The 12,369-nt window shown below is 65.9% G+C and carries 15 protein-coding genes; 13 read left to right on the top strand and 2 right to left on the bottom strand.

Annotation, left to right across the window (positions count from 1 at the left end; all coding sequences use genetic code 11):
- Positions 1–4: 4 nt before the first annotated feature.
- Genes IM25_RS22670 through IM25_RS22625 form a run of 10 tightly spaced genes read left to right on the top strand, consistent with a single transcriptional unit; the run spans position 5 to position 8,883 of the window.
- Complete coding sequence (locus IM25_RS22670) at positions 5–1,006, top strand: hypothetical protein (RefSeq protein ID WP_033097041.1); 1,002 nt, start codon at positions 5–7, stop codon at positions 1,004–1,006.
- A gap of 10 nt (positions 1,007–1,016) precedes the next feature.
- Positions 1,017–2,132 carry a hypothetical protein gene (locus IM25_RS22665; protein ID WP_033097042.1) on the top strand — a complete coding sequence of 372 codons (1,116 nt, stop codon included), beginning with the start codon at positions 1,017–1,019 and terminating at the stop codon, positions 2,130–2,132.
- Positions 2,133–2,146: 14 nt separating this feature from the next.
- Positions 2,147–2,773: an N-acetylmuramoyl-L-alanine amidase gene (locus tag IM25_RS22660; RefSeq protein WP_198162519.1), complete on the top strand. Its 627-nt coding sequence runs from the start codon at positions 2,147–2,149 to the stop codon at positions 2,771–2,773.
- Positions 2,774–2,805: 32 nt separating this feature from the next.
- Positions 2,806–3,666 (top strand): M23 family metallopeptidase, encoded by an 861-nt coding sequence (locus IM25_RS22655; RefSeq protein ID WP_065996442.1) that lies wholly within the window; start codon positions 2,806–2,808, stop codon positions 3,664–3,666.
- A gap of 11 nt (positions 3,667–3,677) precedes the next feature.
- Positions 3,678–4,817 (top strand): DUF4185 domain-containing protein, encoded by a 1,140-nt coding sequence (locus IM25_RS22650; RefSeq protein WP_052040017.1) that lies wholly within the window; start codon positions 3,678–3,680, stop codon positions 4,815–4,817.
- A gap of 13 nt (positions 4,818–4,830) precedes the next feature.
- A complete protein-coding gene (locus IM25_RS22645) occupies positions 4,831–5,391 on the top strand; it encodes a hypothetical protein (protein WP_065996441.1) in 561 nt (186 codons plus the stop codon).
- A 42-nt stretch (positions 5,392–5,433) separates the two neighbouring features.
- Entirely contained in the window at positions 5,434–5,724 is a 291-nt protein-coding gene (locus IM25_RS22640; RefSeq protein ID WP_033097043.1) for a hypothetical protein, read from the top strand.
- Entirely contained in the window at positions 5,721–6,239 is a 519-nt protein-coding gene (locus tag IM25_RS22635; protein ID WP_033097044.1) for a hypothetical protein, read from the top strand. The genes IM25_RS22640 and IM25_RS22635 overlap by 4 nt, the downstream gene beginning before the upstream one ends.
- Before the next feature lie 16 nt (positions 6,240–6,255).
- On the top strand, positions 6,256–7,086 hold the full coding sequence (locus tag IM25_RS22630; protein WP_065996440.1) for a hypothetical protein: 831 nt from the start codon (positions 6,256–6,258) through the stop codon (positions 7,084–7,086).
- Between the two features lie 3 nt (positions 7,087–7,089).
- Positions 7,090–8,883 carry a hypothetical protein gene (locus tag IM25_RS22625; protein ID WP_033097045.1) on the top strand — a complete coding sequence of 598 codons (1,794 nt, stop codon included), beginning with the start codon at positions 7,090–7,092 and terminating at the stop codon, positions 8,881–8,883.
- Here the strand turns inward: IM25_RS22625 and IM25_RS22620 are convergent.
- Complete coding sequence (locus IM25_RS22620; protein ID WP_157126980.1) at positions 8,831–9,970, bottom strand: acyltransferase family protein; 1,140 nt, start codon at positions 9,968–9,970, stop codon at positions 8,831–8,833. The two genes, IM25_RS22625 and IM25_RS22620, sit on opposite strands and share 53 nt — an antisense overlap.
- A 94-nt stretch (positions 9,971–10,064) precedes the next feature.
- Between IM25_RS22620 and IM25_RS22615 the strand changes: the two genes are divergently transcribed.
- From IM25_RS22615 to IM25_RS22605, 3 genes are all read left to right on the top strand, one after another.
- Positions 10,065–10,388, top strand: a complete 324-nt coding sequence (locus IM25_RS22615; protein ID WP_052040020.1) for a hypothetical protein — start codon at positions 10,065–10,067, stop codon at positions 10,386–10,388.
- Between the two features lie 189 nt (positions 10,389–10,577).
- Positions 10,578–11,318 carry an HNH endonuclease signature motif containing protein gene (locus tag IM25_RS22610; protein WP_084295054.1) on the top strand — a complete coding sequence of 247 codons (741 nt, stop codon included), beginning with the start codon at positions 10,578–10,580 and terminating at the stop codon, positions 11,316–11,318.
- Between the two features lie 99 nt (positions 11,319–11,417).
- Positions 11,418–11,783, top strand: coding sequence for a hypothetical protein (locus IM25_RS22605; RefSeq protein WP_033097187.1), 366 nt, complete (start codon positions 11,418–11,420; stop codon positions 11,781–11,783).
- Positions 11,784–11,841: 58 nt separating this feature from the next.
- Here IM25_RS22605 and IM25_RS22600 read toward each other — a convergent pair whose 3' ends face one another.
- A complete protein-coding gene (locus IM25_RS22600; protein WP_157126979.1) occupies positions 11,842–12,300 on the bottom strand; it encodes a hypothetical protein in 459 nt (152 codons plus the stop codon).
- Positions 12,301–12,369 lie beyond the last annotated feature (69 nt).

The raw sequence follows: 12,369 nt of genomic DNA, 5'->3' as shown, positions 1-12,369 counted from the left end.
GTCGGTGGCGCAAACCCTGACGGGCTTCAAGGGGATCGTCGACGAACAGGGCGAAGCCCGCCGGTTCACGATGCTCGCCCCGCCGGTGGTGGCAGGCGCGACGGATCTGGCTCCGTCGTCGGTGGGTACGCGCACCATACGTCTTGCTGCGGGTGTCGCGATGGCCGGCGGGGTGCGGTTTTCGGAGACCTCGAGTCAGGACGTCGTGTTGCCTGCCAATACGTCCGGGCAGCCGCGTTGGGATCTCGTGGGATTGCGGTTCACCTGGGGCAGCGCGCCGTCGGTGACGGCGTTCTCCAAGCAGGGGGTCCCGGCGGCGTCGCCGTCCTCGCCGCCGCCGACCCGCACCCCGGGGGTGGTCTACGAGATGGTGCTCGCGGTGGTGTATGTGCGTTCGGGGGTGTCCACCATCGCCGCGGGGGATGTGTACGACGCTCGGGTGTGGGCAGGTGTCGGCGGCCCGTACCGGGCGAGTCAGGCCAACAACCTCGCGCGTGTCGACCTTCCGGTCGGAGCGGAGATCCTGGTCGGTGCGGCTCTCTATCAGGTCACGGCGCAGAACACGGCGACGGCCACCATCGGGGTCACGGTCGTTGATCCGCAGACCACGGCGTGGAAGGCGTTCGTGCCGAACCTGTGGAACAGCGCGGGGCAGCAGGTCACTGCCAGCACGTTCTGGAAGGACGGCCGGTACCGCATCGCCGATGGGGTGTGCCGGTTCAAGGTGCGGATCGCGTTGTACGGCACGATCGGCGGTTGGACCAACCCGGATGGTGTCGCCTATGGGATGGATCTGCCGGTGCGGGTCGGCGCGCAATTGACAGACCAGTGGGCCGAGATGTCGCTCATGTATCCGTCGTGGCCGTGGATTCCGGGTCGGGCATTGTTGCGGGAGAACGCAACTCGCGCATTGTTGTATGTCGCGGCCAACCCCAACGATGTCCGTATTCGAGTGATGAACGGGCGTCCCGAGATTGTCACCATCGACGGCTCGTACCTGATCTGAGGAGAAACCTGTGGTCGCATCGACAGCCGGGTTCAAAGGCACCGTCACCGAGGTGCAGGAAGCGACTCGTTTCGCACTTGCCGTCACCAAGGCGATCGTCGATACCCCGTCATCGTTCAAACCGACCCCCACGGGGGTGCGGTCCGTGCAACTCGCCGCCGGCACTGCGATGGTCTGCGGGGTGTTGATCGTCGAATCCGCCGCCCAGCTCGTGCAGGTCGCGGTGAACGCCGGGGCGGCACCACGGTTGGACGTCGTCGGACTGCGATTCACCTGGGCCGGGGACAATTCTCGGGTTGAGGTGTTCGTCAAACAGGGGGTCGTCGGGTCGACGACCCCGCCGGCATTGACCCGGGTGGCGGGCGGCACCTACGAGATGCCGATCGCGGTGGTGCGGGCGCGGCCGTCGGTGTCGACGATCGCCGCGGCCGACGTGCTCGACGTGCGAGTGTGGGGTGGCTACGGCGGTCCGTTCCAGGCAGCGCAGACCGAACTGCTCTCGATCGTCGATCTGCCTCTCGGGGCGGTGCTCCAGTCCGGTCCGACCGAGTACAACGTCACGGCCAACGATGGGCAGGGCAACAGCACTTTGTCGTTGACGTCGGCGGCGTCCCTGCCGTGGACGGCCTACGACCCGGTGCTCAAGTCCAATGACGGGGTGGTCAACCTCGGTGCCGGTGGTTTGCGCCGCGGTTATTACCAGCTCGATCCGGCCACGCAGACCTGCCATGTGAAGTTCGAGCTCCGCACCGGAACCGGTACCCGCAACTTCGGCAGGGGGCCGTTGACGGTGGACCTACCGGCGGGTATCCGACCGTCGGCGGTGTTCACCGATCAATGGGGCGACGGCCTGATGAACACGCACGTCGGTGACGGTTTCTATAACTGGCAGGTCAAGTATCTGATCCGCAACGACCAGAACAATTTCGTCGTCACCTACGTCTCCACCGCCGGTAACGACTGCCGCCTGTTACCCGCCCGATCCTCGGACGATTCCGGCGGCATCGGAAATCTCGACCAGCCCGGCACCGGCGGCGTCCCGTACCTCGAGGCACAGAACCCTCGGGGCCGTGTCTATTCCGAACCGAACGTGCTCACCGGCGCGTTCTCCTACGTAGTCGCCTGATGGAAGACACTCTCATGACGATCACAGACCCGCACAACGCGAACCCGATCTGGTCCCCGAACCGATACCCCGGCGCAGCAACGGACTGCCGTTACCTCGTCATCCACACCCAGCAGGGCAACGGCACCGCCCGCTCCCTCGCCGGATACTGCGCACAAGCATCCGCGCAGGTGTCCTACCACGACACTGCCGACGAGCGGGAACTGATTCAGATGGTGCCGTATATCGACGCCCCGTGGGCAGCGGCGAACGCCAACACCGTCGCCGAACATCTGTGCTTCGGCGGATCTTTCGCCGAGTGGACCCGCGCCCAGTGGCTCGATCCGGACAAGGACGCCGACGGCCGCAACCAGGACCTGATGCTCTGGCGGGGCGCCCTGTGGGTGGCATGGCGAGCCGAGATCAACGAGATGCCGATCCGTCACGTCACCGACGGAGTGCCACCGCGGTCGCGGGGCGTGTGCGGTCACGGCGACCTCGGGGCGTGGGGAGGGGGGCACACCGATCCGGGCCCGGAGTTTCCGTGGCCGATCTTCATCGATCGTGCGGTGCACCTGTCGAAGGGTGGCGCGGTCGATGCGGCGGCCACCGGCGAGGACTGGGACACCGTCCTTACCGAGTTCGTCGGAAGGGGACAGTGATGCCGGCCCGAGTGGTACATCCGATTCGGTCCGTGCGAGGAACAGGCTACGGGCAACGCACCAATCCGGTCACCGGACAACCGGAGTTCCACCGCGGCAACGACTACAGCGTGCCGCGCAAGACCCCGATCTACGCACCCACCGACGGCACCGTCGTCGAGGGCAAGGACCGGCGCCCCGACACCGTCGACGGATTCGGCAATTGGATCTGGATCGATGCCCAGCGCACCGTCGGTAAGGACTTCATCTTCGGGCACCTCGAGCACAGTGACATCCTCGTGCGGCGCGGTGACCAGGTGCGCGCCGGCGACCTGATCGGTTACGTGGGTTCCGCGGGACAGTCGACCGGACCTCACCTGCATTTCGAGGTGTGGGGCGCACCCGGCCGTGTCGGTGGCGACCACATCGACCCTGCGGCCTGGCTGAAACGAGCCGGCGCCGTCGACCCCGGGGCCATCTCGTCGCCGGACTCCGTCAAGACCACGACGGCAACCGTGCCGTCGTCAACGAAAGGAAAGACCGTGGCCACAGCAGCAGACGTGAAGAATCAGCTCACCGCAGACGGACAGGAGACACAACCGTTCTGGGAATCGGTGCGGTTGTTCGAAAATCGCAAGGACGCATCCGGGAACGACACCTCGTACTGGACCAAGTCCATGCGCCGCGCACTGTTTGCGGTGGCATTCGAAATGACCCTGCACCTGCGGAACCGGGGCCTGACAGCGTTGAAGGCGTCGTGGGGCAAGACCGACACCATGCTCGGACACGCGGTGAACGCGGCATCGTGGGGGCGGGTCAACTTCGAACTGCTGAAGTTGATCGCGACCAAGGTCGGAGCGACCGAGGCGGAAATCGACGCTGCGGTCGCAGCCTTCACCGTTGATCCGGCCTGAGCGGGGCCACGATGGCGAAAATCCGCGACCTGAACCCTCATCCGGATCTGCCGCGGCCGATCGGTGGCACCGACCTGGGCATCCCGTTCGTGATGCCCAACGGTCGGGTCGGCTACGTCTACGGCGACACCTTCGGCGGCACCACGCAGATCGCCGGCGGACCCGACTGGCGCTCACCGGTGATTGTCACCTCGCCGACGCGGGACATGACTCAGCCGATCGTGATCGACGGGGCGTGCCGCGGCGGGGACCAGTTGTGGCCCTACGTCCACAACAATCCCGAGTTCTCCACGGTGCTGCCGTGCGACGCGCTCGTCATCGGCGGCCGCATCTACCTGTGGGTGATGGTCACTCAGGGTCTCGGCAGCGAACGTTGGTGTGAGATCTGGTATTCGGACGACAACGGCGAGACCTGGCACAACGGCACCAGCTACGCCACCCCCGGGGTCGGGGCGTCCTCGCGCTGGTCGACCGCGGCGTTCCGCGGCCAGCGCGTGATGATGACCTGGGACCGCGGCCGCGACGGCTGGGTCTACGCGATCAGCACCGGTGGGCTCGCCCGCAACAAGAACGCGCTGCTGTGGCGGGTGCGCGAGGCCGACATCCTCGACCCCGCCAAGTGGGAGGGCTGGTGCTGGCTGAACAACCAGTGGCAGTGGAAGGCCAACCCGGCCGATCACGAACCCGGCGACATCCTGCCTGCCGGCACCCGGCTCGGGGAGATCGGACTGCGCTGGATCCAGGGCCACTGGGTGTTCTCCGGCTTCGACGCCGGCGCCTACGAGGCGTTCGTCCGCACCGGCTACGGACCCATCTCGGGCGTGAACTGGGGCACCGCCCCGAAGCTGCGGCCCGTCCGCGGCGGTGGTCTGTTCCCGGTCGGCTACGACGTGCAGGCGAACCTCTACGGCTGCTACGTCCACCCGGACAGCAAGTTCGAGAAGCCCGACGGCACCAAGGGCCAGTTCGTGATGATCGTGTCCCAGTGGAACGGGCAGAACGGCCAAGGTCCGTATCGGGCGATGCAATACCGGTTCACTGCCCCGAACAAGCTCGGAACCCTGCTCGCCGACCCAGCGCCCAACGATGCGGGCGGACAGCCGGTGTCCGAATGGGATCCCATCCTCGCCGAGATCCTCGGCACCAGCTGAGAGGGAAACGACCATGCCCGCAGACCATGCCAGCGACACCCCGGACACCGGCAGCCAGCCGCTGCCGTTCTGGGAGATCGTGCGCCGCGAAGCCGCCGACGCAGCCCGCGAAGAGTGGGACCGCAATCAGGAGGCATTCCGCCGCCAGCTCTCCGGATACGCACGCGAGGCCGGCACCGGGGCGCTGCTCGGACGCGGCGCCCCCGAGCTGCTGCCGAACCTGACCGCGGTCACCAGCCGGGGCGAGGAGTTGACCGTCGTCGACGCCCGCAACCGCTCGTGGCGCACCTTCGTCCAGGGCCTCGCGATCGACCTCGGGTTCGCGCTGCTGTCGGTGCTCGCGCTGACGATCAGCGATTTCGATTTCCTGTCCGGTGCCGCCTGGGCGACCCTCGGGGTGCTCGTGCTCAAGACGATCATCCAGACCGCGATCTCGTACATCGCGCGGCTCAAGATCACCCCGCGCTACGACGACCCAGGTTCCCGCGCGCTGGCGGATGACCGGTGGGGACAGCTGCCGACACCGCCGCCACCATCCCGTGGCGGCAGCGGCCAAGCCACCGCGCAGTCATGACCACACGGGCCTGCGGGCCGGGAGCGAAAGAAGGTGCCCCACGTGACACAGCCGAACGGACCGTCGCCGCGCACACGCACGCTCGTCGTCGGCATCGTAGTGGCCCTGTGGGGCACCTCCGTCGGAATCCAAATCGCATCGCAACTGCCGTTCATGCGCTTCGACTGGTCACCGCCGATCGGTCTCAACGAGATCATGACGGCCGTCGTGATGTGGATGCTCGCCCGCAATCACCAGGCCACCAAGGCCGAATCCGACAACCCGCCACCGTCGACAGATCCGCCGGCACCGCAGCCGCGAACCGACGAGGCGGGACAGGGAGGTAACTCGTGACCGAACTGTGGGAGACCCTCATCCGCTACGTGCTGGTCGGTGCAGCCGCATACGCCGCCGGCACGATCGTCCAGTACCGGCAGTTCCGGCTCCGGGGCGTGTCGTTACTGGTGCCGTTCGTCCCGAAGTCCTCACGCAACTTCACGATCGTCGTGCTCACCCTGTCGCTGCTGACCGCCTTCTCGGTCATCACCTCGCAGGTACAGCAACAGCACCAGTCGCAGTGCAACGCCGACTTCCAACAGGTCATCCGCGACAACGCCCGCATCAACGACGAGGACCGCGAACTCGAACGCGCCGACGACGATCTGCGCGGCCGCCGCGACGACGCGCTCGACTCGCTGGTCCTCGGGTTGATGAGTGCACCGGGAAACGGATCGGCGATACGGCTGCTCACCGAGTACGACAACAAGGTTCAGCAGCTCGAGACCGAACGCCGCGACCTCGACATCCGACGCGACGAACTGCGGCAGAAACGCCGCGACAACCCGTATCCCACCCCACGGTGCGACTGAGAACAGGAGAGCGCTCATGCCCTCGAAGGTCGCTGAACTCGAGATCGCGCGGCACCAGCGCGAACTGATCCTCAAACCGCAGGCCGCGCACATCTTCGGTGCCCCGGACACCACGCCGGTGATCCTCAACATCACCGAAGGCCCGGACGGGGAGCTCGCCGAACTGCCCGACGGCTACTTCGATTTCGGTCTGCTCGACAAAGAGGACGCCATCACGCTCTCGCGCGAAATGGAGAAGTCCGACATCAACGCGATCGGCTACTCGAACCCGGTCCGCTCCGACGTCACCAGCGACGTCTTCGGCATGGCGTTCAAGGGCCTCGAAACCAACCGGCACACCATCGAATCGAATCTCGGTGTCGACCTGTCCGTCGTCACCCCGGATCCGTACACCGGTGAGATCTCGTTCGATCAGCCGGCCGTTTCCGAGATCCGCCGGATGCGATATCTGCTGCTCTCGCAGGTCGGTTCCGGGGTCGACACGATCTACTTCGGCCGGCAGTTCCTCGCCGGGGAAGTAGTCGACGTCGGCGAGCAGACCGTCACCGACGGCGAGGGATATCTCGGGTGGCCGTTCACCGTCAACGCGATGGTCGACACCACCTACGGCGTGTCGGTCCGGCATCACTTCGGCGGCCCGGGGTGGATGCGGCTGCTCGAGGAAGCCGGATTCCCGCCCATCGACCCGGGCGGCCCCGGCTTCGAGCTGACCGAGTCTCCGCCGGGATCGGGCCTGTACACCTTCACCGGGCTGACCGAGGATCCGCCCGGATCCGGCCTGTATGCGATCCCGCCCGGCATGACCGAAAACCCGGCCGGTTCCGGCCTGTACACGATGGGAGCCTGACCGATGGTCAAGAAGCTTGTTTCCTACGACACCGACACCGGGAAGCTGTCCACCGACGTCGAGGCCGACCTCGCGCAGCGGTTCGGTGAGAAGCTCACCAAAGCGGACGCAGATGCCACTTATGCCCCGGTCTCCGTCGCCGACGACGTCGAGGCTCTGGGCGGCGAGATGGCAGGAAAGCTCGACCAGGCCGAGGCTGATGCGCGGTATGCGCCCACGGTTGATACTCGCGTCCCCGCGGAGAACCTGCCCGCACTCTTTCGCACAACCGACTCGCAGCCGTTCCGTGCCGATTCGATCTGGAACACCCCCATCGGCAACGACGCCGCGTTCGAGGCGAACACCGCACCCGCCACCGCAAGCTTCCTTGCCGCATCGCCAGCGATCAACGACACCACCAACACCTACGGCTTCTACACGAACATCGCCCGGCCGACCGATCCGCTATGCACCGGCACCTACATCGGCACCGACGGCAACCCAGTCACCTTCACTCACCGCATTCCGCATGACCCCGTGATCTCGGCGGGTTCGGATGGATCGATGGTCGTGGTGGATGGGCGGTTCGTCTACGACTATTGGAAAACGACCAAGGTGGACGATGTCACGTTCACCGCGCAGTTCATCACACGCACGGACTTGCTCGGCACCGGGCGCAACGCGGGCACTCGAGCGGCACGATTCCCCACGATGGGCGGATTGATCCGCTCGCACGAGCTGTCGAAGTGCTATATCCCGCACGCTCTCTGCATCTCGATTCCGCCGACGTCACTCAAGCGTGGGTTCGTGTGGCCTGCCGCCGCCGAGGACGCCCAGACGGTGACCTACTCGGGTGAGGTGCCGATGGGGTCGTTCTTCGCGATCCCGCCGAGTGTCGACATCAACACGCTCGGGCTCAGTCAGGAAGGCTATGCGCTTGCCGAGTGCCTGCAGAACTACGGGATGTATGTCGGCGATGCGTCCGGATCTGCCGCGATCTCAGTGGATGGTGAGGCGGCGGTCGTAATGCGTTCCGCACTGGAACGGATGCGCACTGACTGGTTGACCAAGATCTTCCCACAATTGCGGCGTGTCACGAACGTCGGCACCACCGCGGGCGGGCCCGGCGCTCGGAGAGTGCCGGCGTCAGGTCCGGTGGCTGTCCGGGCCGACTACCAGGAAACCGTGATCGACGTCCTGACTTCGCGGCTACGGGCGACGTCCGGTTCAGTCATTACCTCGGAGAACGGCGCCACGGACGCAGACCCGCTCGTCTCCACCAACGCGGGCAGCGGTGGACGCAGCTTGAATTGGACTGGCTGGGCACAGCAATACCGAGTCCACAACAAAGCGATCAAACGTATCGCGACACCGGACGGTCAGACCCGACTCCTGCTCATGGACCCAGGCGTCCGAAACGTGCGGATCGAGGTCACGATCGAGGCGCTTCACGCCTCCGGATGGGCGTATCTCGTGGCAGCTGCTGAGGGGTCGGCCAATCACTTCCGGCACGCCTTCGCCTCACAGGGAGCGTCCCAGCTCCAGAAGGTCGTCAGCGGCGGAGGCGGGATCATCCTTCCAGGCACGTCCCGCCCGAACGGCACTGTCGGTGCGTTCAAGCGGATCGGACTGATGATCTACGGAGCGAGCATCTACGGCCTCATCGACGGCGAGATCATCTCCGAAGCTGTCGATTCGTCGAATCAGGGGTTCCGGCAAGTCGGACTGTACTTCCCGTCGGACACCAATATCGCGGTGAGGGACCTCACCGTGCGGTCGGTTCCTCGTCTGTTCCGGAAGCCGCTTCCCGACGCGTAGTCCGAGGGATCGGCTTCTCGCCGAGAACAAAGGTGCGCACGATATTCCACCTGCCGAACAGCAGTTGGAAGACGATCGGCGCCCCCACTCCGACGGCGAGGCCCACTGCGAACACGGCCGGCAGCCATCCGATTCCCGCTTTCTCAAGCGCGATTCGGGTGGCTGCCGAGCCGAACACGTGCAGCAGGTAGATGCCGAATGCGAACGGACCGATCGCAGCAAGCCACTTCCAGGTGAATGCCCTTCGAGCGGCGAAGATCAGCACGATTCCGGACACGCCGACGGCGACGCTGACGATCCGACGAACCACCTCGTTCGGCTCCCAGTCGCCGATCAGGGAAGCGAGCTTGAGGGTATAGATACTCAAGAACAGCGCGGCGGCACCTATGAGGCCCCACCGGTTCAGCTGGAACAGCTCGAATCGGTACATCCCGTAGCCGAGCAGGAAGAACGGAAGTAGCCGAATCGCCCCGTTGATGCTGAACACGTTGGCAGCCTCGGGGACGCTGACGAGCGCGTACAGAACGAACGCGGCCCCCGTGGTCGCGCACCACTTCGACAATGTGCTCAGCGCGCCAGCGATTCCGAGCAGTGCCACGGCGAGGAACACGAGGAAGATCGCCTCGAGGAACCACAGATGTTCGTAGCCGTAGGCGTAGGTCTTCCAGAAGTCGCCCAGCTCAGGTCGGGTGTTCGCCGCGGGGATCAGCAGTTTCATCGCGAACAGCAACGCCCCGACAGTCAGCAGGGGAAGCAGGAGGCGTCGCGCCTTGCCTCGGACGAGCTGCGGGAAGTCGTCGCGTCGTTCTACGGGCCGCATGGCGTAGACGTAGCCGGAAATGACCGTGAAGAGTGGCATCCGGATGTCCTCGAGCCCGAGGTAGAACAGGCGCCAGACGGAGTCGTCGGCGACGCCCATGCCTCGGTCTGAGGTGTTGCCAATGACATGGCCGGCGACCATGAGGAGGGCAGCCAGGCCACGGACGGCTTCTACCGATAGATCCTTGGGGCGCTTTCGCTGCCGCGGAACGTAGGGGGTCCGGCTGCTAGTTGTGTCCACCCTTACAACATCGCAGAAACCGACCACTTGTTACGGGACTTTGGTCCGCATCCGCCAGCCGCCCGTAACGCATCCTTTCGGGCGGCCCGGATCGTCGTACTCGCTGAGTAGAAAGGCAGACATGGGTTACGCCTACTACGTCCTTCCCGACGGCCGTGAAGCCGGTTACGGCGTCGAAGCGGACTGCGATCATCCCGGCTGCACCGAGCGCATCGATCGTGGTCTCGGGTACCTGTGCGGGGAGGACCCGGACGGCCACCGCGATCCCGAGGAACCGGGCTGCGGGAAGTACTTCTGCGGTCAGCACCTGGCAGCTCACGAGTGCACGAACCCGGCGTGCGGGGTCTACTCCGACGACGAGCGACTGTGCTGCGGCCTCGCGAAGGGGCACGAGCTCCCGCACCGCGACCCGACCGAAGAGCAGGACTTCGGTCCCGACGCATAGCGCAACGAAAAGTCCCCCGCCTCGAAACCGAGGCGGGGGACTTTCGTCGCATCTTGGGGAAGGTGCGGAGTGCGGGGGGTGCTTCCCGGGGCCGTAGCCCCCACCGCCCGCATCTCGAACTGTAACTCGAGTCGAACGCATGTGCGAAACAGCCGGGGATCGTCACCCTGAGTCGCTAAGTTCTCGGTTATGGATGAGTCTGTAGTGCAGGCATTCTGGGAGCGCGTCGCACGTGGGGACGCCGACGAGTGCTGGATCTGGCGGGGTGGTACCAATGCGGGCTTCGGGCAGTTCACTGTGGCGACCCAGCCGAAGCGAGTGCGCCGGCCGGCCACGGCAGTCTCGTGGGAGCTTGCCGGCCGGACGATTCCTGCCGGGCACCGGATCGGCTCGAACTGTGGGGGAAAGCTCTGTGTGAACCCGGCGCATCTGGAAGCGCAGACGCAATCGGACTACGCGCGGTGGTCCGCTGATGCGCTGAAACAACGGTTCTGGCGTCGCGTGTCGAAGAACCCGGACGGATGCTGGGAATGGGATGGGCATCGATCTGCGCTGGGATACGGGATGACCACGTACAAGTCGCGAAGCATCGGTGCGCACCGACTGGCCTGGATCCTCACTCACGGCTCGATCCCCGAGGGGATGTTCATCTGCCACCATTGCGACAACCCGCCCTGCTGCAACCCGGCTCACCTGTTCATGGGCTCCCCGGCAGCGAATAGCTTCGATATGAAGAACAAGGGGAGGACGCGGGGGCGACGCGGCCCCGGAAGTGCCGGGGCACGGTTCACAGAGGACGAGGTGCGCAGCTTCCGCGCGAGGTACGCAGCCGGCGGGGTGTCCACCCACCAGCTCGCACGTGAAGCTGGGGTCGCGTCGATGACAATGTGGCGGATGCTGGTCGGGCGTTCGTACGCGGATGTGGCGTGAAATCCCGGCGGGTGGGCGCGGCAGATTCGTAACGGTTGGTTCGTGATGGTCGATCGCTGGGTAGGCACGGAGTTCACCTCAGCGATTGGAGACCGCTTCATGATCAAACGTGTGTTCGCAACTGCCGCGCTCGCCCTCGGCGCCGCGGTGGCGCTGGCGCCGGCCGCCTCGGCGCAGGAGGACTACATCGATCCGACCGGGCCGTACGACGCGACCGGCTACTTCGTGACCCCGTTCGACCCGGACGCCTTCGGAGCCAAGAGCGACAAGGGCCTGATTCTGAGTCCGTACGGCACGCAGGGCCTGCAGTGCCGCGGCTTCCACGGCAGGATCTGGGACTGCACCCAGACGCTCGACGACGGGTCGGTGAATCGGCTGATCCGGTTGTCGCCGGATGCGTACCCGTCGCGGATCATGCGGGAGGTGTGGGCGTACGACCCGTTCAACACCGGTAGCGCCGGATAGGGATAGACGAGAAGTGGCCCCGACCATCGCGGTCGGGGCCACTTTCTGCTGCGCGGGGTTACTTCGAGGCGAGTTCGGGGCAGCGGTATTCGACGGCGAGGTCGACGAGTTCGGACGCCTGGTCTTCGTCGAGCGCGAAGTCGCTCGCTGTGGTGCTCTTCACCGAGTCGACGGCGCCGGGTCCGGGCTCCACGTCGATGCTCAGGCAGGTCACGTTGGCGAACTGCTGGGCGAGCTCGGGCGTGAACTCGCTGCCGGCGAGGCTTCCGCCCACGACATCTTCCATGTTGCTGGCGAGCTGCGCGGCGTCGTCGGGTCGCTGCTGGACTTGGCTGCGGGCGCCTTCCTCCATCATCTCGCCGAAGTCGTCCTGAGCTTCCCCGGTGTCGGCCTCGGTCGTTGCTGCCGAGTCGGCCGGCGCGGCGGTCGTGGGTGTGGTGTCCTCGCTGCTGTCGGTGCCACAGGCGGCGAGCACCAGTAGGGCGGGGACGACGAGCAGGGTGCTGCGCATTCTCATGGGTGTCCTCTCGGTCATCGGGACTGCTGGGATCATCTACCCGGTTCGGGCCTGGGTAATCGTCCGAAG

It is taken from the genome of Rhodococcus sp. p52 (genome assembly GCF_000763325.2).
GTDB classification, from domain to species: domain Bacteria; phylum Actinomycetota; class Actinomycetes; order Mycobacteriales; family Mycobacteriaceae; genus Rhodococcus; species Rhodococcus pyridinivorans.
The sequence above is the reverse complement of the archived record's forward strand: the minus strand, read 5'-3'. Positions and strand labels throughout refer to the sequence as shown.

Coding starts and splice junctions, on each gene's coding strand:
- IM25_RS22615 (WP_052040020.1), top strand. CDS start 10,065: ATGGGTTACGCCTACTACGTCCTTCCCGACGGCCGTGAAGCCGGTTAC.
- IM25_RS22660 (WP_198162519.1), top strand. CDS start 2,147: ATGACGATCACAGACCCGCACAACGCGAACCCGATCTGGTCCCCGAAC.
- IM25_RS22600 (WP_157126979.1), bottom strand. CDS start 12,300: ATGAGAATGCGCAGCACCCTGCTCGTCGTCCCCGCCCTACTGGTGCTC.
- IM25_RS22645 (WP_065996441.1), top strand. CDS start 4,831: ATGCCCGCAGACCATGCCAGCGACACCCCGGACACCGGCAGCCAGCCG.
- IM25_RS22610 (WP_084295054.1), top strand. CDS start 10,578: ATGGATGAGTCTGTAGTGCAGGCATTCTGGGAGCGCGTCGCACGTGGG.
- IM25_RS22650 (WP_052040017.1), top strand. CDS start 3,678: ATGGCGAAAATCCGCGACCTGAACCCTCATCCGGATCTGCCGCGGCCG.
- IM25_RS22630 (WP_065996440.1), top strand. CDS start 6,256: ATGCCCTCGAAGGTCGCTGAACTCGAGATCGCGCGGCACCAGCGCGAA.
- IM25_RS22605 (WP_033097187.1), top strand. CDS start 11,418: ATGATCAAACGTGTGTTCGCAACTGCCGCGCTCGCCCTCGGCGCCGCG.
- IM25_RS22625 (WP_033097045.1), top strand. CDS start 7,090: ATGGTCAAGAAGCTTGTTTCCTACGACACCGACACCGGGAAGCTGTCC.